We start from the raw sequence: 19,123 nt of genomic DNA, 5'->3' as shown, positions 1-19,123 counted from the left end.
GACGGGTCACAGCCAGCCGTTGTCGCGGGCCAGCAGCGCCGCCTCGGTCTTGTTGCGGGTGCCGGTCTTGCTGATCGCGACCGAGAGGTAGTTGCGGACGGTGGCCGGCGAGAGGTGGACGCGGCCGGCGATGTCGACGATCGACGAGCCGTCCTCGGCTGCCGCGAGGACCTCCTTCTCGCGCGGCGTCAACGGGTTCGCGGGTGCCCGCAGCGCCGCACCGGCGAGCTCGGGGTCGACGACGGTGCCGCCGGCGGCGACCCGCCGGATGGCATCGGCGAGGCCCTCCACGGGCGCGTCCTTGACCAGATAGCCCCGAGCGCCGGCGGCCATCGCCCGCTGGAGGTACCCGGTGCGCGCGAAGGTGGTGACGATGACGACACGGCACTCCGGAAGCACGGTCGCGAGCTGCTCTGCCGCCTCCAGACCGCTCACATGCGGCAGCTCGATGTCGAGGAGTGCCACGTCCGGCCGCTCGCGGAGAGCAGTCGGCACGATGTCGTCGCCGTCGTCGACCTGGGCGACCACCTCGAGGTCGTCCTCGAGGTCGAGGAGCACCGCGAGCGCGCCCCGCATCATCGCCTGGTCCTCGGCGAGAAGGAGCCGGATCACGTCACCGGCACCCGCGCGACCAGACGGAAACCCTCGTCCGCCGGCTCGTACGTCAGCAGACCCCCCACCGCCGCGACCCGCCGACGAAGCCCTTCGAGCCCACCGTCACGTCTGCTCACCTCGAGAGGCCCCCCGACCCCGTCGTCGGCGACGGTCAGCTCCACCTCTCCGTCGACGCCGGTCAGCGCAAACGTCGCCTGCGTCGCGCCAGAGTGCCGGATGACGTTCGTCGCGCCCTCGCGCACCACCCAGGCGAGCGTCTCGTCGACCGGTTCGGGGAGCTCACCACCGAAGGGAACCACCTCGCTCCGGATCCCCGCCGCGTACAAGGCGTGACGTGCGCCCTCGAGCTCCTCCGACAGCCGCGGCGCCCGCATCGCGTCCACCGCGCGCCGTACGTCGACGAGCGCGTCGCGGCCGATCCGCTCGATGTCGGCGGCGTGCACGGCCGCAGCCGCCGGGTCGCGCTCCGCGAGCCTCCGTACCGCCTGCGCCTTGACCACCATCACGCTCAGGGTGTGTCCCAGGAGGTCGTGGAGGTCGCGTGAGAACCGCTCACGCTCCTCCGCCACGGCCACCCGGGCGAGCTCGGCGCGCGTGCACCGCAACGCCGCGTTCGCCTCGAGCAGCCGAAGGTAGGCCGTCGTCGCTCCGCCAGCGAGCAGCACCCCCGCGACGCCGATCCAGAACGTTTCGCCGACGTCGTCGACCCTCCACATCGCCGTCGCCGAACCGGCAGCCGCGGCGACGACGGTCACCGCCAACGGCCACCCCCTCAAGACGACGGGCGCGGTGATCGCGAGCAGGGTCCACGGAGTCATCCAGCCTTCGCCCTGCGTGGACGCGACGACCGTCGCCACACCGAGGACGACCAGTGCCGCGACGCGTCCGGTCAGCACGGTGGCGACCGAGGCTGCCGCCACCGTTGACAGGATCGCGATCTGACCGAGGACCTGCGCCGACCCGCCGTGCAGGGCGAACAACGGGACACCCGCGAGCAACGGGACCCAGACGAGGACAGCGGCGTACCGTCGCGCCTGGCAGCCCCACGTCTCGGCCATGAGGTTCAACCTACTGCTCGTCCGCGTGCGGCGACGCGCTCGCGTGGACCGTCGACGGGCCGGTGAACATGCCGCAACCACAGGATGGCCACCGCCGCGACGACCACGTGAATGCTCACCAGCGCGACCACCGCACGCGCCGACAGCGCCGAGGTCGGCGACATCAGCGAGACGACCGCGAAAGCCGTCGCGATCCAGGTCCACCACCGCAGCCCCGCCTCCGAGCGCCGCTGCATCCATCTCAACAACGCCGCACCGACCAGGACGAAGGCGACCGTGCTGAGCACGACCGACACCACGCCCACCTCCTGGACGCCGCCGCCGAACCCCTTCACCTCGAGCTCCACGCCGATGACCTGGCTCCACAGCAACCAGACGAACGCAGCGGCTGCAGCGCTCACCACCGCCGCTGCCAGGTCGTCGAGGAAGGTGCCCCGCCGGTCCGCGGTCTCCGACGTACCGTCCCGGCTCAGCTGCTCTGTCATGTCGCTCCTCCGTCCAGGGCCCGACCTGGGCCGTACGGACGACGCTACGGAGCGACGTGGGGCGGCTCCCAGAGCGAAAAGTGGGCAGTCGGGGATGACATCTGTCCTCCCGCAGGCCCGTCCCCTCAGGAGGCGAAGAGGCGCTCAGGCCCGAACTGGAACCAGATCGCCGAGACGACGGCGACGTACCAGAGGAGGACGATCAGCAGCGTCCAGTTGGAGACGAAGCGGGTCACCGCCGACGTCGGGGCCCAGGATCGCAGGTTGCGCGCGGTCACGGCCACGAACAGCGGGATCGTCACCGTCCACACCACCATGCAGTAGGGGCACAGCTTCACGAGGTTGTAGATGCTCGTGTACTGCAGGAAGGTGATCAGGGCGACCGCGAGGACCGCGCCGACCTGGAGCCCCACCCAGAACCACTCAGGCAGCCGTGTGCCCGAGAGCAGCAGCACGCCGAGCGTGGTCACCACGGAGAAGCCGGCGAGGCCCAGGAACGTGTTGGGGAAGCCGAAGAGTGAGGCCTGCCAGCTCGAGACGACGCCGCCGCAGTCGACCCAGGGGTTGATCGAGCAGGCGAGGCTGGCGCCAGGGGTCTCGAGGAGCTTGATCTTGTCGTAGGTGAGCATCGCCGAGGCGACCAGTCCGATCACGCCGCCGATCGCCATCAGCCAGGCCAGAGGGCTCGCTGTCCCGGTGGCGTCCACGGCACCGTCGCGCGCCGTCACCTCGTCCTCGATGTCGATCACCTGCCCATCCTAGACAGTGCGGCCGCCGGCGCGCCGAGCAGCCGGGTGACACGTCTCACCGCGTACGAGGAACTTGGAGTGGTCGAGACCACGTTGTCCTGTTGGACTGATTACGTATCCCCGGAGGGGCGTCAAGGGAGGAGAGCATGGACTCGGGACGTACTCGAACACCGCGGCGGATGTGGATCGGGCTGGTCACGACGACGGCCGCTGCCGCACTGACGCTGCTGCTCTGCGTCACGGGGTTGCCGGACGCTCTCGTGGTGCCGGTCCTGGTCGTGCTGCTGTCCGTGATGACCGGTGGCCTGGTCGCCGACGTGCTCGTACGGCGCGACTGGCGCCGGACCGTCCGGGCCCAGCGCCGATGGCTCAACGGGCTGCCGACGGACCTCCCCGACTATCGCGGCTCGGTCGAAGAGCGTGAGCGCGTGCTGTTCGGCTGGGAGAGCCGATGGTGGCGCCCGCTCGGGACCCTGTTCCTGGTGGCCCTCAGCGCTGCACTCGTCCCCTTCAACCTCCTGCTCCCCCTCGCGCCCGACGCCCCGGTCGATCAGCTGGTGGCCGGGTGGGTCACCGCGACGCTGGTGCTCACGGCGGTCCTCGTCGTCCGTACGGTCCACGCGGCCCGACTGGACAGCACCGGCCTCGTCTTCCCCACGCCTCGCCCGGCCTCGGTCGAGAGCTCGGCCGCCGAGCCGACCCGCAGCGCCGCCGCGATCGCACGCGAGGAGAGCATCGCGAAGTACCTCGTCGTCGAGGAGGAGGTCGCCCCGGAGATCCAGCTCGCCCGCGAGCTGGACCGGCTGACGTCGCTGCTCAACGACCCCGGAGTGCCTCGGCCGTATCTGCCGGTGCCGGCGGGGTGGATGCCGACCGCGGAGGCCGATGCCACCCCGGAGGAGCCGGTGGCCGAGGCTGGGCCTGAGGATGAGGCCGGTCCTGAGGCCGAGGCAGGCCCTGAGGCTGAGGAGCCCACGGCCGAGGAGCCCACGGTCGAGCGGCCGGTGGTCGAAGATCGCGCAGCGGACGAGCCCGCGGACGCTGACGAGTCCGGCGAGTCCGACCGCCCCAGCTCCGAGGGCGAGCTCGACAAGCTCGCCAAGTGGTTCCGCGCCGCCTGAGGCCGTCAGCCCTTGGGCTCTTCGGAGTCCTCCGCCCCCTGCTCCTGCTCGTAGTCACGCTCCCACTCCGACCGGGCCTCGGCGGCGGCGGCGTCCCGCTCGTCCTGGGCGGCACGGAGTGCGACGAGCGCCGAGGCGACGGCTCCGGACTCGGCCACCTCGTACGGGGTCCCTCCGATCGTGACCACGGGGACCACCGGCTCGAGGCGTCGGGCGCAGTCGGCGAGCGCGTCTCCGAGCCCGGCACCGCCCTGCCCGAGGTGGAACGAGCCGACGGCGAGGACGGTGCCCCCAGGGAGGGACTCGACGCGCTTGTCGAGCACGTCGTGGCCGATGTCGTGCTCGTCGAGGGCCGCGAGGAGCTCAGCGGTCCCCTTCTCCGAGACCGCCACCTCCACGGTCTGCGTCCCCGCGAGACCCTCGCCGATGTGAATCTCCACGTCGCTGCTGCTGCCCGTCATCAGGCGCCCCCTCTGGTGGTGGTGATCCCGGCCATCATGGCGTCCGGGACGATGGTCCGCATCCGTCGTGCGGTCAGCTCGTCGGGCCGAAGCGCTCGGTGCGGATCCGGCGCGCGTCGTGACCGAGGGCGAGAAGCATGTCCGCGGCACTCTCGACGAAGCCCGTCGGCCCGCAGATGTAGGCGGTCGGCGCGAAGTCGGGCGGCCACCCGCCCGTGTTCACGTCGGCGACGGTGAGCCGTCCGGCCGGACGGCGAGACCCCTCGGGCGCCTCTCGGGTGTAGACCTCGGTGACGTCGACACCCGGATCGGGCATGCGCAGCTCCGAGCGGTAGAACATCTCCTCGCGCGAGCGGACGGAGTAGACGAGCCGGAAGGGGGCCTTGCTGCCGGCCTCCCTGCGCGCACGAACCATCGCCATGAGCGGGACGATGCCCGAGCCGCCGGCGACCAGGAGCACGGGCTCGGTCTGGTCCGGCCGCCACACGAACCATCCACCGATCGGTCCGCGCACCTGCAGCTCGGAGCCGATCTCGAGCTCGTCGACCAGGAACGGCGACACCTCACCGCCGTCGATCGCCTGGACCGTGATCTCGGCCCGGTCCGGCTCTCCTGCCCGCGCGAGCGAGTATTCGCGGTCGGCGGTGTATCCGTCCTCGGCGGTGAGGCGGATCTCCACCCGCTGCCCGGCGGTCGCCGCCGGCTGCCCCTCGACGTGCAGGAGAAGCGTCGCGGCAGTCGCCGTCTCGGTGCGACGGGCGAGCACCACGGCTCGCCTCCACGGCATCCCGGTCACGTGCCGGGGCCTCAGTCGCCCGCGTAGCGCTGCTCGCGCCAGGGGTCGCCGTAGTCGTGGTAGCCCGCGCGTTCCCAGAACCCTTGCCGGTCCGTGGTCATCAGCTCGAGCCCGGTGACCCACTTTGCGGACTTCCAGAAGTAGAGGTGGGGCACGAGGAGCCGTGCCGGTCCGCCGTGCTCGGGACGGAGCGGCTGCCCGTCGTAGCCGTACGCGACCCACGCCTGTCCGTCGCGCAGGTCCGCGAGCGGGAGGTTGGTGGTGTAGCCGCCGTAGGAGTGCGCCATCGCGTACGAAGCGCCGGTGTCGATGCCCGACAGCAGGACGTCGAGGCTGACTCCTGTCCACCGGGTGCCGAGCTTGCTCCACTTGGTGACGCAGTGGATGTCGACGGTGATGTCCTCGCGCGGGAGCGCCTGCAGCTCCATCCAGCTCCAGTGGTGCTTCTCGCCGCCCTCGGTGGTGATCGTGAAGGACCAGGCCCCCGGGGCGACCTGCGGGGTGGGTCCGGCCGACAGCACCGGGAAGCCACGCTCGAGGTACTGCCCCGGGGGAAGGGTGACGTCGTCGTCACCGCGCCGGCCGCGGAACCCTCGCGTGATGATGTTCATCGCGTCCTCCGTCGGGTGGGCAGAGCACGAGCGTAGAGGGTCCGACCGCCTGCCCGCACGGCTCGTGCACGACACACTGGTGTGCGTGACGATCGTCGTGGACGACCTCGACCGGGCTGCCGACCGCGCTCACCGACTCGTACGAGACGGTGGACGCCTCCTCGGGATCACCGGCGCACCGGGGGTGGGCAAGTCGTGGCTCGTCGGGGAGCTCCTTGCGAGGGCGACCAATCTGGACGTCGCGCACCTCCCGATGGACGGGTTCCACCTGGCCGACGTCACTCTGGACCGGCTGGGGCTGCGCGACGTGAAGGGGGCGCCCACGACCTTCGACGTCGGCGGGTACGCCGCCACGCTCCGCCGGATCGCCCGCCGCGAGGAGGAGGTCGTCTACGGCCCGGCGTTCGAGCGCGAGCTGGAGCAGCCCGTGGCCGGGGCGATCGCGGTTCCGCGTGCCGCCGAGCTCGTGCTCACCGAGGGCAACTACCTCCTGCTCGAGGAGCCCGGCTGGCAGGCGGTGAGAGCGCTGCTCGACGAGGTGTGGTTCCTCGCCGAGGACAAGGAGCTCCGCGTACGCCGGCTCGTGGCGCGGCACGTCGCCTTCGGGAAGTCACCGGCCGAGGCCGAGGCGTGGGTGGCGCGCAGCGACCAGGCCAACGCGCGGCTGGTCGAGGCCACGCGAGCACGGGCCGACGTCGTCGTCCGGCTGACCTGATCAGGCGTTGCGGCGCTGTTCCCGCAGGAGGTTCGAGCCGATGATCAGGCGCTGGATCTCGCTCGTGCCTTCATAGAGGCGGAGGAGTCGGACGTCGCGATAGATGCGCTCGACGGTCGAGTCCCTCATGTAGCCGGAGCCGCCGTGGACCTGGACCGCGAGGTCGGCGACGCGGCCGGCCATCTCCGTGCAGTACAGCTTCGCCGCGGACGGGCCGATCCGGCGGTCCTCTCCGCTGACGAAGCGGCGGGCGGTGTCGCGGACGAGGCTGCGGCCGGCGAGGACACCGACCTGCTGGTCGGCCAGCATCGCCTGGACGAGCTGGAAGTCACCGATGGGCGTGCCTCCCTGGGTGGCCGTCGCTGCGTACGCGACCGACTCGTCGAGGGCCCGCTGCGCCTGGCCCACCGCGAGCGCGGCGATGTGGACGCGGCCTTTGGCCAGCGACGTCATCGCGGCGCGGTAGCCGACGTCGACCGCGCCGCCGACCAGCGCGTCGTCCGGGACGCGGACGTCGTCGAGGTGCACGTCGGCCGTCCAGGCGCCTTCCTGGCCCATCTTGCGGTCGTGCGGTCCGACGGTGACCCCCGCCGTGCCGCCCGGCACGAGGAAGACCGCGATCGGGTCGCCCTCCTCGACGTCGACGCGGGCGAACACCATGGAGAGGTCGGCGAGCGGAGCGTTGGTGATGAACCGCTTCTCCCCGGTGATCGACCACCCGTCGTCGACGCGCACCGCCCTGGTGCGCAGCCCCGCGGGGTTGGACCCCGCACCCGACTCGGTGAGGGCGAACGACGCCACGACGTCACCGCTGGCGATCCGTTCGAGCCAGGTCGCCTTCTGGACGTCGGTGCCGAAGTTCACCAGCACCTGCCCGGCGATGCCGTTGTTGGTGCCGAACATCGACCGGAACGCGAGCGACGTGTATCCCAGCTCCATCGCCAGCTCGACCTCCTGGACGAGGTCGAGCCCGAGCCCGCCCCACTCCTGGTCGATGGCGTACCCGAACAGGCCCATCGCCTTCGCCTTGGCGAGCAGGTCGGCGGGGATCGCGTCCGCGTCGGCGATCTCTCGCTCGCGCGGCACGACGTCTCGGCGGACGAGCTGGCGCACCTGCTCGAGCATGTCCGCGAGCTCGTCTGGGCTCACCGTCGGGTTCATGGCGCGATCATGCCGGGTGGGCCGCACCGTGTCTCGTGAGGGTCAGCTCCAGGCGATCCGACGCCCGCTGACCGCGGTGGGCGTGAGCGAGATCCAGAGCACCCGGGCACCGTCCGCCCACGGCGACGCACGGTTCGGCCCCCACAGGTCGTTGAGGACCTTGGGGTCGGTCTCGTGCTGACCGATGCCGGTGAGCAGGACCGACCACCCGGTCTGGTTGGCGCCGTCGATCGTGTCGACCTCGAAGGCGATCGGCGTGTCGGTGACGGCCTGGGCGACCGCGCCGTACGGCGTGGTGCGGAACAGGATCCGGTGCTCGTGGACCATGAAGTTCACCGGGAAGATCTGCGGCGACCCCTCGGCCACGAACCCGATCCGGCCGACCTCCTGGGTGCCGACGAGCTCCCAGCACTCGCTCTCCGACAGCTGCATGAGACGGCGGTTCGGCCCTGTCTCCCCCAACGTGCTCATCGTGTCCCTCTCCGTCAGCTCGGGCGCGTGTCAGGCGCGTTGCGTGCGGTCATCGCCGGATCGCGCACGACGACGTCACCGAGGACCTCGTCGATCGTCTTGAGCACCTCGGCATCGAGGCGCACACCGCTCGCCTTGACGTTGTCGGTGACCTGCTCCGGTCGCGAGGCGCCGATGATCGCCGCGGCGACGTTCGGGTTCTGCAGGACCCACGCGACCGCGAGCTGCGCCATCGACAGTCCGAGGTCGTCGGCGATCGGCTCGAGCCGCGCGACGCGCTCGAGCACATCGTCCTGGAGGAAGCGAGCGACCATGTCGGCCCCGCCCTTGGTGTCGGTGGCGCGCGAGCCCTCGGGCGCCGGCTGACCGGGCTTGTACTTGCCGGTGAGCACGCCCTGCGCGATGGGGGACCACACGATCTGGCTGATCCCGAGCTCCTCGCTCGTCGGCACGACCTCGCCCTCGATGACCCGCCACAGCATCGAGTACTGCGGCTGGCTCGAGATCAGCTGGACGCCCAGGTCCTGCGCGAGCGCGTGCCCGGCGCGGATCTGGTCGGCCGTCCACTCGGAGACACCGATGTAGAGCGCCTTGCCGGAGCGTACGACGTCGGCGAAGGCCTGCATCGTCTCCTCGAGCGGCGTCTCCACGTCGTAGCGGTGCGCCTGGTAGAGGTCGACGTAGTCGGTCTGCAGACGGCGCAGCGACGCGTCGATCGACTCGCGGATGTGCTTGCGGGACAAGCCCGAGTCGTTGTGCCCCCGCGGACCGGTCGGCCAGTAGACCTTCGTGAAGATCTCCAGCGACTCGCGCCGCTCGCCCTTGAGCGCGTCGCCGAGCACCTCCTCCGCGACGGTGTTGGCGTAGACGTCGGCGGTGTCGAAGGTCGTGATGCCCTCGTCGAGGGCCTGGCGCACGCATGCCTGCGCGACGTCGGCCTCCACCTGGGAGCCGTGGGTGAGCCAGTTGCCGTACGCGATCTCGCTGATCTTGAGGCCGCTGTTGCCGAGGTAACGGAAGTCCATGTCACCCACGTTAGTGCGAGGTGCCCGACAGGGTCGGTCAGCGACCGCTGAGCAGGGCAGGATGACCCCGTGACGACGACGTACGAGGACGTGCCCGAGGACACGACGACCGGCACGGCCCGGTGGACGACGCGGGTCGTCCTCATCGCCCTGTTCCTCGTCGTCGTCGCGGGTGCGGCGGGTCTGCTCGGTGTCCGCAACCTCACCGCGACCGCCGAGGACGGTGGATTCACGCTCTCGGTGAACTATCCGCGACTCGCGCGCGCCGGACTCGACACCCCGCTCTCGATCACCGTGTCGAACCCCGACGGCGTCGGTGAGGAGGTCGTGGTGGGGATCTCCCAGGAGTACCTCGAGATCTTCGAGACCCAGGGCATCTTCCCGGAGCCGACCGACAGCAGCACCGACGGCACGTACCTCTATCTCACGATCGCCGCTGAGCCCGGGGTGACCACGGTCCGGCTCGACTTCGACATCTACGTCCAGCCGTCGAGCCAGGAGGGCGAGCAGGCGACGGTCTTCGTCGCCGACGGCAGCACCCGGCTCGCCGAGACCACCATCCGGACGACGCTCCTGCCCTGACCTGGAGCAGGACGACTCGACTACCGCAGAACGGAGGCCGGCGATGGAGATCGTCGTCCGCGCCATCATCATCTTCGCCTTCCTGTGGCTCATCACCCGAGCCGTCGGACGCTCGACCCTGGGGGAGCTCAGCACGTTCGAGCTGATCCTGTTCATCGTGATGGGCGATCTCGTCCAGGGCGCCGTCACGCAGCAGGACAGCTCGATCACCGGCGCCGTGCTGGCCGTCGGCACCTTCACGCTCCTGACCGTGTCGCTGTCGTGGCTGGCGTGGCGCTTCCCCGACCGGCTGCGCTTCATCAAGGGCTCGCCGGTCGTGGTGATGCGCGACGGGGAGCCACGCATGAAGGTGCTGCGGGACCAGCGGCTCGCGCTGGAGGACCTCATCACCTCCGCCCGCGAGCAGGGCGTACGTCGCCTGTCCGACGTGGAGATCGCCGTCCTCGAGATCGACGGTCGGATCTCGTTCTTCACCTACGAGCCCGAGACGACCGCCTGATACACCTCAGTCCTGCGCTCGCGACGCCCTCAGAGCAGCGCCGATGATGCCGGCGGAATTGCCGAGCCGTGCGGCCACGATGGGCGCGCGCAGGTGCAGGAGGGGGAGGAACTTGTCGGCGTGCTTCGCGACTCCTCCCCCGACGATGAACAGGTCGGGCCAGAGCAGGTCCTCGAGCCGGGCGTAGTAGCGCTGGAGACGCTCGGCCCACTCCTCCCACGAGAGGTCCTCGTTCTCACGCGCGGCAGACGAGGTGGACTTCTCGGCGTCCTCGCCGTCGATGCGCAGGTGGCCGAGCTCGCTGTTGGGGACGAGGTGTCCCTCGTTGAGAATCGCCGTCCCGATGCCGGTGCCGAGGGTGGTCATGATGACGAGACCGGACGTGTCGCGCCCCGCGCCGTACTCACGCTCGCCGATCCCGGCGGCGTCGGCGTCGTTCAGGACGACCACCTGCCGCCCGAGCCGCTCGGTGAGCAGGCGGACGGCGTCGGTGCCGATCCAGCTGCGGTCGATGTTGGCGGCCGTACGGACCAGGCCGCGCGTCACGACGGCCGGCACAGCGATGCCGACCGGGGCCTTGCGGTCACGGTCGCCGAAGTGGTCGACGATCTCGGCGATGACGTCGACGACCGCGTCCGGTGTCGACTCCTTCGGGGTCTCGATCCGGAGCCGCTCAGCGGCGAACTCGCCCTTCTTCAGGTCGACCGGCGCGCCCTTGATGCCGCTGCCGCCGACGTCGATCCCGATCGGACGGGTCTCTTTTGCCATGGTCACCAACGTGCCACTCCGACCGGCGTCGCGCAGGCTCAGGCGGAGAAGAGGCCCTGCCCGATGTACTCGCCGCGCCGGACGCCCGGAGGGATTGCGAACAGCCCGGAGCCGGTGTGCTGGACGTACTCCTGCATGTCGTCGAGGGTGGACAGCCGCATCTGCACCGGCACGAAGTGCGTCGTGGGGTCGACGATGTAGGCGAGGAAGAAGAGACCGGCATCCATCCGGCCGATGTCGGAGCTGCCGTCGACGAAGTTGTAGCCACGGCGCAGCATCTGCACGCCGCCGTTGTGGTCGGGGTGCGCGATGCGGACGTGGGCGGCGGGGTCGACCAAGGGCTTCCCCTCGCGGCCGGCCCGCTCGAAGTCGGGCTGGTCGCGCTCGACGCCACCGGACAGCGGCGCCCCCTCCGACTTGGTCCGGCCGACCACGCGCTCCTGCTCACGCAGCGACTGCCGGTCCCAGGTCTCGATCGTCATCGTGATGCGCCGCGCGACCAGGTAGCTGCCCCCGGCCATCCACGGCTGGTCGGCGTCCTCGCCGACCCACACGTGGTCGGCCAGAGCGTCACGGTCGTCGGACTTGACGTTCATCGTCCCGTCCTTGAAGCCGAACAGGTTGCGAGGCGTCGCCTCGTCTCGGGTCGTGGTCGACGTCTTGCCGAACCCGAGCTGTGACCACCGCATGCCGACGGTGCCGAAGCCGATCCGGGCAAGGTTGCGGATCGCGTGCACGGCGACCTGCGGGTCGTCGGCGCACGCCTGCACGCAGAGGTCACCCTCGCTGCGCTCGGGGCGCAGGTTGTCACCGGGGAAGTGCGGAAGGGGATCGAGCGCGGCCGGCCGCTTGCCGGACAGGCCGAACCGGTCGTCGAAGAGCGAGGCCCCGAAGCCGAACGTCAGCGTGAGCCGCGACGGAGGAAGGTCGATCGCCTCGCCGGTGTCGTCCGGCGGGGCGTCGTAGTCTCCGGACGTCGGCCCGGAGGGTCCTGCGCCGTCACCATGCATCATGCGGGCGGCGGCGTCGGTCCATGCGCGCAGCATGTCGACCAGTGCCGCGCGCGAGTCGGTGGTGACGTCGAACGTCGCGAAGTGGAGGCGATCCTGCACGGGCGTGACGATGCCTGGCTGGTGCGCGCCGTAGAGGGAGTACGCCGCCGCGGCACCGGCGCGCTCGGTCTCGACGGCCGTCCCCCGCCCCGCACCGAACCCGACCGCAGCCGCGCCGACCCCGAGAGCGGCCCCACCGCCGATCAGGCCGCGCCTGCTGATCCCTCGTCGCTCCTCGCCCATGTCCTCACCTCCGATGCCTGATGCCCATGCCTCAGACCGTCGCGGCGGCGAGCCGGGACAGCGGCTCGCTCAGCGCGTTGACGGCGTCGGACAGCGCCTTGACCTGCTCGGTCGTCAACTGGTCGTAGGCGACGAAGCCGTCACCGTCCTTGTGCTCGTCGAGGAGCGTCTGGAGCGCGTCGAAGCGCTCTGCGATCTGCGTGGCGAGCGCCTCGTCGTTCTTCTCGACGATCGGCTGCACGCCCTCGAACGCGACGCGCGCGCCGTCGACGTTGGCCTGGAAGTCCCAGAGGTCGGTCCGCGACCAGTACTCCTCCTCGCCGGTCACCTTGCCTGTGGCGACCTCGTCGAGCAGGCCGCGGGAGCCGTTCGCGATCTGGTCGACGGAGTACGTGAGGTCCTGGACCCGGTCGTCGAGGGTCTGGGTGTTGGCCAGCAGGTCGTCGGCGTACGTCGACCGCTCCGCGCGGGTCAGCGGCTCGTAGCCCTTGGCCCGCTGCGGCCAGAGGTCCTTCTCGATCAGGTGCCACCCGGTCCAGCGCTGGCCCGGCTCGAGGTCGGCCTCGCGCGCGTCCATCTTGGGGTCGAGGTCACCGAACGACTCGGCCACCGTCTCGATGCGCTCCCAGTGCTGGCGCGCGACCGGATAGAGCTCGCGGGCCTCGTCGTCCTTGCCGGCCGTGTAGAGCGCGACGAACCGCGTCGTCTGGTCGAGCAGCTGGGCGCTCTGGTCCTGCACGTACGCGGCGTAGTTCTTGTTGGCCTGGTCGACCAGCACCTTGTCGTCCCCGCTGGCCGTGACGTCCTCGTCGGAGGGAGTCACCGCGAAGTCGTCGCGGATGCCCTCCCCCTTCATGCCCGGCTTGCAGGCGGTCACGTAGTCGCCCTCGGGCGCCGTCACCACGAGGTCACGAGTCAGGCCCGGGCCGATGTTCTCGATCTCGGCGACGATCCGCAGGCCGTCGGAGGCCAGCAGGTAGAACTCGGTGACCTCCGAGCCGTCGTTGCGGACGCTGAACCTCAGGTTGCCCGCGGGAGCCTTGGTGGCCGACAGCTCACAGCCGTCGGCGGTCGAGACCACGTCGAGGCTGCGGGCGTCACCTGCGTCGGCGGGTCGGTTGTCGGTGCACCCGGCGAGGACGCCGACCGACAGGGTGACGAGCCCGACGACGGCGGGGAGGGAGGTACGACGCATGTGAGCGGATCCTTCGTGGGGTGATGCGGTGTGGCGGTCGGTCAGGCGGAGACGCGCTGCTCGACCGGTCGGTCGGACCGGTCGCGGCGTCGCATCGTGAGGAGGAAGAGCGTCATCGTCGGGACGAGGTACAGCAGCCAGGCGAGGCCCTCGAGGACGGTGGTGGCGGGCGAGAAGTTGAAGACACCCTTGAGAAGGGTGGCGTACCAGGTGGCCGGGTCGATGACGTCGGAGACGTCGAAGAGCACGTTGCCCAGCCCGGGGAGGATCCCCGCCTCCTGGAGGTCGTGCACCCCGTACGAGAGCACTCCCGCGGCCACGACGACGAGGAACGCTCCGGTCCAGAGGAAGAAACGCGAGAGGTTGATCCGGATCGCGCCCCGGTAGAAGAGGTAGCCGAGCACGACGGCGGTCGCGAGCCCGAGGGCGGCGCCGAGCAGCGGCTCCCACGTCGCGGTCTGGCCGTCGGCGGTGGCGGTCTGGGTCGCTGCCCAGAGGAACAGCGCCGTCTCGAGTCCCTCGCGGCCGACGGCGAGGAGGGCGACGACCACCAGGGACCAGCGTCCGGCGTCGGCGGCGACGTCGATCTTGCCGCGGAGCTCGCCGCTGATCGTGCGGGCCGCGCCGGCCATCCAGAAGACCATCCAGGTCACGAATGCCACGGCGATGATGCTCAGCGTGCCGCCGATCGCCTCCTGCGCCTCGAACGTCAGCCCGCGCGGACCGAAGGTCAGCAGGGCGCCGAAGGCCGCGCTGATCCCGACGGCGAGTGCCACTCCTGCCCAGATCCGCGGCAGGAGGTGGCGTCGCTCGGTCTTCACGAGGTAGGCGACGAGGATGCTGATGACCAGCGCCGCCTCGAGCCCCTCGCGCAGACCGATGAGATAGTTCGCGAACACGCTTCCCCCTTGGCTTCTGTAAGCCTTGCCTAACTTAACCACGTTCGGCCGGGAGTCGCGCAAGGGCCGGCCCGTACGGCCGGCCCCTCCGCACTGATCAGAAGTTGCCGCGCCGCTCCTGCTCGCGCTCGATCGCCTCGAAGAGCGCCTTGAAGTTGCCCTTGCCGAAGCCGAGCGAGCCGTGGCGCTCGATCAGCTCGAAGAAGACGGTCGGCCGGTCACCGACCGGCTTGGTGAAGATCTGGAGGAGATAGCCGTCCTCGTCGCGGTCGACGAGGATCCCTCGGGCCTGGAGCTCCTCGATCGGCACCCGGACCTCGCCGATCCTCGCCCGCAGCTCGGGGTCGGTGTAGTAGGAGTCGGGCGTCGCGAGGAACTCCACTCCCTCCGAACGCAGGACGTCGACGGCGTTGACGATGTCGTTGGTCGCCAGGGCGAGGTGCTGAGCGCCCGGACCGCCGTAGAACTCGAGGTACTCGTCGATCTGCGACTTCTTCTTGCCCGCCGCCGGCTCGTTGAGGGGGAACTTGACCCGGTGGTTGCCGCTGGCCACGACCTTGCTCATCAGCGCCGAGTAGTCGGTCGCGATGTCGTCGCCGATGAACTCGGCCATGTTCGTGAACCCCATCACGCGGTGGTAGAAGTCCACCCAGGCGTCCATGCGGCCGAGCTCGACGTTGCCGACGACGTGGTCGAGCGCCTGGAAGATGCGCTTCGGCGCTCCCGCCCGCTTCTCGTACGCGCTGGTGCGCTCGACGAAGCCGGGCAGGTACGGACCGGAGTACGCCGACCGGTCGACGAGGGTGTGCCGGGTCTCGCCGTAGGTGGCGATGGCCCCGGTGCGGATGGTGCCGTGCTCGTCGGTGACGTCGTGCGGCTCCTCGAGCACCGTCGCGCCCTGCTCACGCGCGTGGGCGATGCAGCGGTCGACGTCGGGCACCTCGAGCGCGATGTCGACGATGCCGTCTCCGTGCGCCGCGTGGTGGGCGATCAGAGGACTGTCCGGTGCGACGGCGCCCTTGAGGACGAAGCGCACGCCGCCGCTGCGCAGGACGTACGCGCAGTGGTCACGGTTGCCGGTCTCCGGGCCGGAGTAGGCGACGAGCTCCATGCCGTACGCCGACTGGTAGTAGTGCGCGGCCTGCGTCGCGTTGCCGACCACCCACACCACGGCGTCCCAGCCGGTGACCGGGAAGGGGTCGTTGGCCTCGTCGTACTCCACCAGTCCGACGAGCTTCTTGAGCTGGTCGACGTCGAGTCCGGCGAGAGCCTCCTCGCTGGTCAGCGTGTGCTCGATGGTCATCGTGTCCTCCGGTTTGTTGCGCGAGCGAGCGGGTCGAGCCTCGTGTCCCAGATCACATCGCGCGGACGATCGACTGTGCAACCGGCACCTCCTCACCTGGCCGCAACGTGCAGATCGCCCACCGGAAGGCAGGTTTGACTGGACGGATCGTCTACTTCGTACGAGAGTGGCGTCGTGATGCTCGACCAGCTTGACCTCGCCCTGATCGCGGTGATGCACGACCACCCCCGCGCGGGGGTGCTGGAGCTCTCGCGCACCACCTCCGTCGCCCGCGGCACCGTCCAGGCCCGTCTGCGGCGGCTGGAGGAGGCAGGCGTGATCACCGGGTACGGCCCTGACGTCGACCTGCGGGCGGCCGGCTTCCCCGTCCAGGCCTACGTCACGCTCGAGATCGCGCAGGGCGCCCTGGACGAGGTCCGGGAGGCGCTCGACGCGATCCCGCAGGTGGTGGAGGCCGTCGTGACGACGGGGTCGTTCGACGTCCTGTGCCTGGTCGCAACGGCCTCGCACGAAGAGCTCCAGGGCACCCTGCTGCGGCTCGACCAGTCGCCGAGCATCGTCCGGTCCACGAGCATCGTCGTGCTGTCGGTGCTGATCCCGCGTCGCGTCCAGCCGCTGCTGGAGTCGGCTCCTCGCCCTGGGACCACCCGCGCCCCGGCATACCGCTCGCACGGCAGCTGATGAGCAGACTGCGCAGCAGAGCCAGCGTTTCTCGGCACGAAGTGATCAGGACACTGAGTTCGAGCACGTGATGTTGACCACATCCGTGGGCGCTCCGAGCATGGGTGCCGACCCCTGGCGCCGACCGCGCCCCTCGGACTCGGAAGGACGCGCATGACCACCACCGCACGCGACACCGTCGACGGCATCTTCGACGGACTCGAGGGGCTGACGATCGACTCCCACGAGCGCGTCCACTTCCACCACGACGAGGCCACCGGGCTGAGCGCGATCATCGCCGTGCACGACACCCGGCTCGGTCCGGCACTCGGCGGCACGCGGTTCTACCCGTACGCGTCCGGGAGCGATGCCCTCACCGATGTGCTCCGTCTCTCGGAGGGCATGACGTACAAGGCAGCGGCCGCGGGGCTCGACCTCGGCGGCGGCAAGGCCGTGATCGTCGGGGACCCGGCGACCCTCAGGTCGCGGGCGCTGCTCCGCGCGTACGGTCGGTTCGTCGGGTCGCTGGGGGGCCGATACATCACCGCGGGTGACGTGGGCGTCACGGCGGAGGACCTCGACGTGGTCGGCGAGGAGACCCCGTACGTCGTCGGTCGCACGGTCGCGGCGGGCGGCTCGGGTGACAGCGGGTTCGCGACGGCGTTGGGCGTGTTCTCCGCGATGCGCGCGGCCGCCGCGCACACGTTCGGGAGCGCCGACCTCGGCGCTCTGACCGTCGGCGTCGAGGGGGCGGGCAAGGTCGGTCTCCGGCTGATCGGACTGCTGCGCGACCAGGGAGCGCGTGTGGTGCTCGCCGAGCCCGACGCCGGCGCACGTCGCCGGGCCGGGGAGACCCATCTCGGGCTGGAGCTCGTGGACTCGGTGGTCGACGCCGAGGTGGACGTCTATGCCCCGTGCGCCCTCGGCGGCACGCTCACGCCGGCCTCGGTCGGGACGGTGCGCGCCGGTCTGGTCTGCGGCGCCGCCAACAATCAGCTCTCGACTCCGGACGTCGAGGAGATGCTCGTCGAGCGTGGGACGGTCTGGGTGCCGGACTACGTCGCGAACGCAGGAGGCCTCGTCCAGGTCGGCGGCGAGCGCGACGGCAGCACGCCCGACCAGGTCCGGGTGAGGGTCGCCGCGCTGGAGGACCGCGTCCGCGACATCTTCGCGACGGCGAGCGCGGAGAGGACGACGGCCGGTGCCGCAGCCCGTGCTCTGGCCCGCCGGCGTCTGGACGCCGCCGAGGCGCCGCCCGGCAGGTGACGGCGAGACCTCCACGTGCGCGAGGATCGTCGGCATGACCCACCACGACCTCGCCGGCGATCCTCAGCACCTCTGGACGACGACCCACGAGCCCCGGCTGGAGGTCGCGTCCGGCGACACGGTGTCGTTCGACTGCGAGGATGCCGTGAACGGGCGGTACGACGAGGTGCCGACGGGCGGAGCGCTGCCTGCGTCCGACCCGACACGGCCGATGTACCCGCTCGCCGGCCCCGTCGTGGTCGCCGGCGCAAGGCCCGGTGATGTGCTCGAGGTGGAGATCCTCGAGGCGGAAGGGACCAAGGGATTCGGCTGGACCGTGCTGGGGCCGGACGAAGGACTGCTCGCCGCCGACTTCAGCGAGAGGTACCTGTTCCGCTGGGAGATCGACGGCGACCACACCGACATGGGCGACGTGGCGCGCGTGCCGGTCCGTCCGTTCTTCGGCGTCGTCGGCGTTTGCCCGGACACCGTCGAGCCGCTGCCGGTCATGCCGCCAGGCACGTTCGGCGGCAACCTCGACTGCCGCGACCTCGTCGTCGGCTCGTCGGTGTTCCTGCCGGTCCAGGTGCCGGGCGCTCGGCTCGCGATCGGCGACCCGCACGCGGCGCAGGGTGACGGCGAGGTGTGCGTGAGCGCGGTCGAATGGGCGGCCCGCGGTTCCGTACGCGTTCGCCTGCACCAGGGGCGATCGATCCCCGGGCCGCAGTTCCGGACTCCCGGTGCGCTGCGCACGGGGCTCGAGGATGCCGGCTGGTATGCGACGACCGGGGTGGCGCCGTCCTTGATGCGGGCCGCTCAGGACGCCGTGCGGGCGATGATCGACCACCTCGGCCACACCTACGGGCTCGACCCGCGCGACGCCTACGTGCTGTGCAGCGTCGTGGTCGACCTCAAGATCAGCGAGGTGGTCGACGCACCGAACTGGGTGGTCAGCGCGTACCTGCCGTTGAGCGTCATGCGCTGACGCGCACGCCGCGGTCGGGGAGGTTTGGAGATGTTACCGCCGGGTACCTGAGTTTGATCGCGTTTTCGCGGCCCGGGAGAGGCCGAGCCGATCCGGCTAGAGCCTCCTGATCTCACACAAGGAATTCACAATGTCGACCACGCATGCCACCCACCAGAACCACGACCGCTCGACCGCCCGACTGAGCACCGAGACCAAGGCGTCCTTCAAGACGAGCGAGCTCATCGCCTACGTCGTCGTCGCGCTCGGCGTCCTGATCGCCTCGGCCTTCGTCGACGGCAGCGACTTCGGTCCTCAGGAGGCATGGTTCTACGTGACCCTCCTGACGATCGGCTACATGGTCAGCCGCGGCCTGGCGAAGTCCGGAAGCCGTGACTTCTACGACGCCGGCGACCGGGCTGAGTCCGACCGCCACTGATCTCGT

23 protein-coding genes are annotated in these 19,123 nt (G+C 70.6%); 8 read left to right on the top strand and 15 right to left on the bottom strand.

Features of this window, described 5'->3' with window-relative positions:
• Window positions 1-6 precede the first annotated feature (6 nt).
• The 4 genes from KV100_RS11610 to KV100_RS11595 all read right to left on the bottom strand — a co-directional run bounded on the left by KV100_RS11610 (window position 7) and on the right by KV100_RS11595 (window position 2,907).
• The gene (locus tag KV100_RS11610) at window positions 7-612 is read right to left on the bottom strand and encodes a response regulator transcription factor (protein ID WP_220343206.1); all 606 of its coding nucleotides are present in this window, start codon (window positions 610-612) and stop codon (window positions 7-9) included.
• The gene (locus KV100_RS11605; protein WP_220343205.1) at window positions 609-1,673 is read right to left on the bottom strand and encodes a sensor histidine kinase; all 1,065 of its coding nucleotides are present in this window, start codon (window positions 1,671-1,673) and stop codon (window positions 609-611) included. The genes KV100_RS11610 and KV100_RS11605 overlap by 4 nt, the downstream gene beginning before the upstream one ends.
• Before the next feature lie 5 nt (window positions 1,674-1,678).
• Window positions 1,679-2,158, bottom strand: coding sequence for a DUF6069 family protein (locus tag KV100_RS11600; RefSeq protein ID WP_220343204.1), 480 nt, complete (start codon window positions 2,156-2,158; stop codon window positions 1,679-1,681).
• A 125-nt stretch (window positions 2,159-2,283) separates the two neighbouring features.
• Window positions 2,284-2,907, bottom strand: coding sequence for a vitamin K epoxide reductase family protein (locus KV100_RS11595; RefSeq protein ID WP_220343203.1), 624 nt, complete (start codon window positions 2,905-2,907; stop codon window positions 2,284-2,286).
• A 146-nt stretch (window positions 2,908-3,053) separates the two neighbouring features.
• On the opposite strand from KV100_RS11595, the gene KV100_RS11590 reads away from it, so the two are divergent.
• Window positions 3,054-4,028, top strand: a complete 975-nt coding sequence (locus KV100_RS11590; protein WP_220343202.1) for a hypothetical protein — start codon at window positions 3,054-3,056, stop codon at window positions 4,026-4,028.
• Window positions 4,029-4,033: 5 nt separating this feature from the next.
• Here the strand turns inward: KV100_RS11590 and KV100_RS11585 are convergent, their stop codons facing one another.
• From KV100_RS11585 to KV100_RS11575, 3 genes are all read right to left on the bottom strand, one after another.
• On the bottom strand, window positions 4,034-4,489 hold the full coding sequence (locus tag KV100_RS11585; RefSeq protein WP_220343201.1) for a hypothetical protein: 456 nt from the start codon (window positions 4,487-4,489) through the stop codon (window positions 4,034-4,036).
• A 73-nt stretch (window positions 4,490-4,562) separates the two neighbouring features.
• The gene (locus KV100_RS11580) at window positions 4,563-5,258 is read right to left on the bottom strand and encodes a ferredoxin reductase (RefSeq protein ID WP_301022249.1); all 696 of its coding nucleotides are present in this window, start codon (window positions 5,256-5,258) and stop codon (window positions 4,563-4,565) included.
• Between the two features lie 38 nt (window positions 5,259-5,296).
• Window positions 5,297-5,896, bottom strand: a complete 600-nt coding sequence (locus KV100_RS11575; protein WP_220343200.1) for a sulfite oxidase-like oxidoreductase — start codon at window positions 5,894-5,896, stop codon at window positions 5,297-5,299.
• An 85-nt stretch (window positions 5,897-5,981) separates the two neighbouring features.
• On the opposite strand from KV100_RS11575, the gene KV100_RS11570 reads away from it, so the two are divergent.
• On the top strand, window positions 5,982-6,611 hold the full coding sequence (locus KV100_RS11570) for a nucleoside/nucleotide kinase family protein (protein WP_308291422.1): 630 nt from the start codon (window positions 5,982-5,984) through the stop codon (window positions 6,609-6,611).
• On the opposite strand, the gene KV100_RS11565 is transcribed toward KV100_RS11570, so the two are convergent.
• From KV100_RS11565 to KV100_RS11555, 3 genes are read right to left on the bottom strand one after another with little or no spacing between them, the layout of a single operon-like run.
• Window positions 6,612-7,772 (bottom strand): acyl-CoA dehydrogenase family protein, encoded by a 1,161-nt coding sequence (locus KV100_RS11565; protein ID WP_220343199.1) that lies wholly within the window; start codon window positions 7,770-7,772, stop codon window positions 6,612-6,614.
• A gap of 42 nt (window positions 7,773-7,814) precedes the next feature.
• Window positions 7,815-8,243: a pyridoxamine 5'-phosphate oxidase family protein gene (locus KV100_RS11560; RefSeq protein WP_220343198.1), complete on the bottom strand. Its 429-nt coding sequence runs from the start codon at window positions 8,241-8,243 to the stop codon at window positions 7,815-7,817.
• A gap of 14 nt (window positions 8,244-8,257) precedes the next feature.
• Window positions 8,258-9,268 carry an aldo/keto reductase family protein gene (locus KV100_RS11555; RefSeq protein WP_220343197.1) on the bottom strand — a complete coding sequence of 337 codons (1,011 nt, stop codon included), beginning with the start codon at window positions 9,266-9,268 and terminating at the stop codon, window positions 8,258-8,260.
• Window positions 9,269-9,337: 69 nt separating this feature from the next.
• Between KV100_RS11555 and KV100_RS11550 the strand changes: the two genes are divergently transcribed.
• Both KV100_RS11550 and KV100_RS11545 read left to right on the top strand, forming a co-directional pair.
• Complete coding sequence (locus tag KV100_RS11550) at window positions 9,338-9,850, top strand: hypothetical protein (protein ID WP_220343196.1); 513 nt, start codon at window positions 9,338-9,340, stop codon at window positions 9,848-9,850.
• Window positions 9,851-9,893: 43 nt separating this feature from the next.
• Window positions 9,894-10,349 carry a DUF421 domain-containing protein gene (locus KV100_RS11545; RefSeq protein WP_220343195.1) on the top strand — a complete coding sequence of 152 codons (456 nt, stop codon included), beginning with the start codon at window positions 9,894-9,896 and terminating at the stop codon, window positions 10,347-10,349.
• Between the two features lie 6 nt (window positions 10,350-10,355).
• On the opposite strand, the gene ppgK is transcribed toward KV100_RS11545, so the two are convergent.
• The 5 genes from ppgK to hppD all read right to left on the bottom strand — a co-directional run bounded on the left by ppgK (window position 10,356) and on the right by hppD (window position 15,809).
• Complete coding sequence (ppgK, locus tag KV100_RS11540) at window positions 10,356-11,117, bottom strand: polyphosphate--glucose phosphotransferase (RefSeq protein WP_220343194.1); 762 nt, start codon at window positions 11,115-11,117, stop codon at window positions 10,356-10,358.
• Between the two features lie 38 nt (window positions 11,118-11,155).
• On the bottom strand, window positions 11,156-12,412 hold the full coding sequence (efeB, locus tag KV100_RS11535; protein ID WP_220343193.1) for an iron uptake transporter deferrochelatase/peroxidase subunit: 1,257 nt from the start codon (window positions 12,410-12,412) through the stop codon (window positions 11,156-11,158).
• A 31-nt stretch (window positions 12,413-12,443) separates the two neighbouring features.
• Window positions 12,444-13,607: an iron uptake system protein EfeO gene (efeO, locus tag KV100_RS11530; RefSeq protein ID WP_220343192.1), complete on the bottom strand. Its 1,164-nt coding sequence runs from the start codon at window positions 13,605-13,607 to the stop codon at window positions 12,444-12,446.
• 41 nt (window positions 13,608-13,648) lie between these two features.
• The gene (efeU, locus tag KV100_RS11525; RefSeq protein WP_220343191.1) at window positions 13,649-14,506 is read right to left on the bottom strand and encodes an iron uptake transporter permease EfeU; all 858 of its coding nucleotides are present in this window, start codon (window positions 14,504-14,506) and stop codon (window positions 13,649-13,651) included.
• A 97-nt stretch (window positions 14,507-14,603) separates the two neighbouring features.
• The gene (gene hppD / locus KV100_RS11520) at window positions 14,604-15,809 is read right to left on the bottom strand and encodes a 4-hydroxyphenylpyruvate dioxygenase (protein ID WP_220343190.1); all 1,206 of its coding nucleotides are present in this window, start codon (window positions 15,807-15,809) and stop codon (window positions 14,604-14,606) included.
• Window positions 15,810-15,986: 177 nt separating this feature from the next.
• On the opposite strand from hppD, the gene KV100_RS11515 reads away from it, so the two are divergent.
• From KV100_RS11515 to KV100_RS11500, 4 genes are all read left to right on the top strand, one after another.
• Window positions 15,987-16,490, top strand: a complete 504-nt coding sequence (locus KV100_RS11515) for an Lrp/AsnC family transcriptional regulator (RefSeq protein ID WP_255559667.1) — start codon at window positions 15,987-15,989, stop codon at window positions 16,488-16,490.
• 153 nt (window positions 16,491-16,643) lie between these two features.
• Window positions 16,644-17,735: a Glu/Leu/Phe/Val dehydrogenase gene (locus KV100_RS11510; protein ID WP_220343188.1), complete on the top strand. Its 1,092-nt coding sequence runs from the start codon at window positions 16,644-16,646 to the stop codon at window positions 17,733-17,735.
• Between the two features lie 34 nt (window positions 17,736-17,769).
• Window positions 17,770-18,699, top strand: coding sequence for an acetamidase/formamidase family protein (locus KV100_RS11505; protein WP_220343187.1), 930 nt, complete (start codon window positions 17,770-17,772; stop codon window positions 18,697-18,699).
• 130 nt (window positions 18,700-18,829) lie between these two features.
• Complete coding sequence (locus KV100_RS11500) at window positions 18,830-19,117, top strand: hypothetical protein (RefSeq protein ID WP_220343186.1); 288 nt, start codon at window positions 18,830-18,832, stop codon at window positions 19,115-19,117.
• Window positions 19,118-19,123: the final 6 nt, after the last annotated feature.

Source organism: Mumia sp. zg.B21 (assembly GCF_019550855.1).
Taxonomy (GTDB): domain Bacteria; phylum Actinomycetota; class Actinomycetes; order Propionibacteriales; family Nocardioidaceae; genus Mumia.
The sequence above is the reverse complement of the archived record's forward strand: the minus strand, read 5'-3'. Positions and strand labels throughout refer to the sequence as shown.

Bases quoted from the DNA above. Each gene is read 5' to 3' on its own strand.
- KV100_RS11605 (WP_220343205.1), bottom strand. From the start codon at position 1,673: ATGGCCGAGACGTGGGGCTGCCAGGCGCGACGGTACGCCGCTGTCCTC.
- KV100_RS11600 (WP_220343204.1), bottom strand. From the start codon at position 2,158: ATGACAGAGCAGCTGAGCCGGGACGGTACGTCGGAGACCGCGGACCGG.
- KV100_RS11590 (WP_220343202.1), top strand. From the start codon at position 3,054: ATGGACTCGGGACGTACTCGAACACCGCGGCGGATGTGGATCGGGCTG.
- KV100_RS11585 (WP_220343201.1), bottom strand. From the start codon at position 4,489: ATGACGGGCAGCAGCAGCGACGTGGAGATTCACATCGGCGAGGGTCTC.
- KV100_RS11575 (WP_220343200.1), bottom strand. From the start codon at position 5,896: ATGAACATCATCACGCGAGGGTTCCGCGGCCGGCGCGGTGACGACGAC.
- KV100_RS11565 (WP_220343199.1), bottom strand. From the start codon at position 7,772: ATGAACCCGACGGTGAGCCCAGACGAGCTCGCGGACATGCTCGAGCAG.
- KV100_RS11560 (WP_220343198.1), bottom strand. From the start codon at position 8,243: ATGAGCACGTTGGGGGAGACAGGGCCGAACCGCCGTCTCATGCAGCTG.
- KV100_RS11555 (WP_220343197.1), bottom strand. From the start codon at position 9,268: ATGGACTTCCGTTACCTCGGCAACAGCGGCCTCAAGATCAGCGAGATC.
- KV100_RS11545 (WP_220343195.1), top strand. From the start codon at position 9,894: ATGGAGATCGTCGTCCGCGCCATCATCATCTTCGCCTTCCTGTGGCTC.
- ppgK (WP_220343194.1), bottom strand. From the start codon at position 11,117: ATGGCAAAAGAGACCCGTCCGATCGGGATCGACGTCGGCGGCAGCGGC.
- efeB (WP_220343193.1), bottom strand. From the start codon at position 12,412: ATGGGCGAGGAGCGACGAGGGATCAGCAGGCGCGGCCTGATCGGCGGT.
- efeO (WP_220343192.1), bottom strand. From the start codon at position 13,607: ATGCGTCGTACCTCCCTCCCCGCCGTCGTCGGGCTCGTCACCCTGTCG.
- hppD (WP_220343190.1), bottom strand. From the start codon at position 15,809: ATGACCATCGAGCACACGCTGACCAGCGAGGAGGCTCTCGCCGGACTC.
- KV100_RS11515 (WP_255559667.1), top strand. From the start codon at position 15,987: ATGCTCGACCAGCTTGACCTCGCCCTGATCGCGGTGATGCACGACCAC.
- KV100_RS11510 (WP_220343188.1), top strand. From the start codon at position 16,644: ATGACCACCACCGCACGCGACACCGTCGACGGCATCTTCGACGGACTC.
- KV100_RS11505 (WP_220343187.1), top strand. From the start codon at position 17,770: ATGACCCACCACGACCTCGCCGGCGATCCTCAGCACCTCTGGACGACG.
- KV100_RS11500 (WP_220343186.1), top strand. From the start codon at position 18,830: ATGTCGACCACGCATGCCACCCACCAGAACCACGACCGCTCGACCGCC.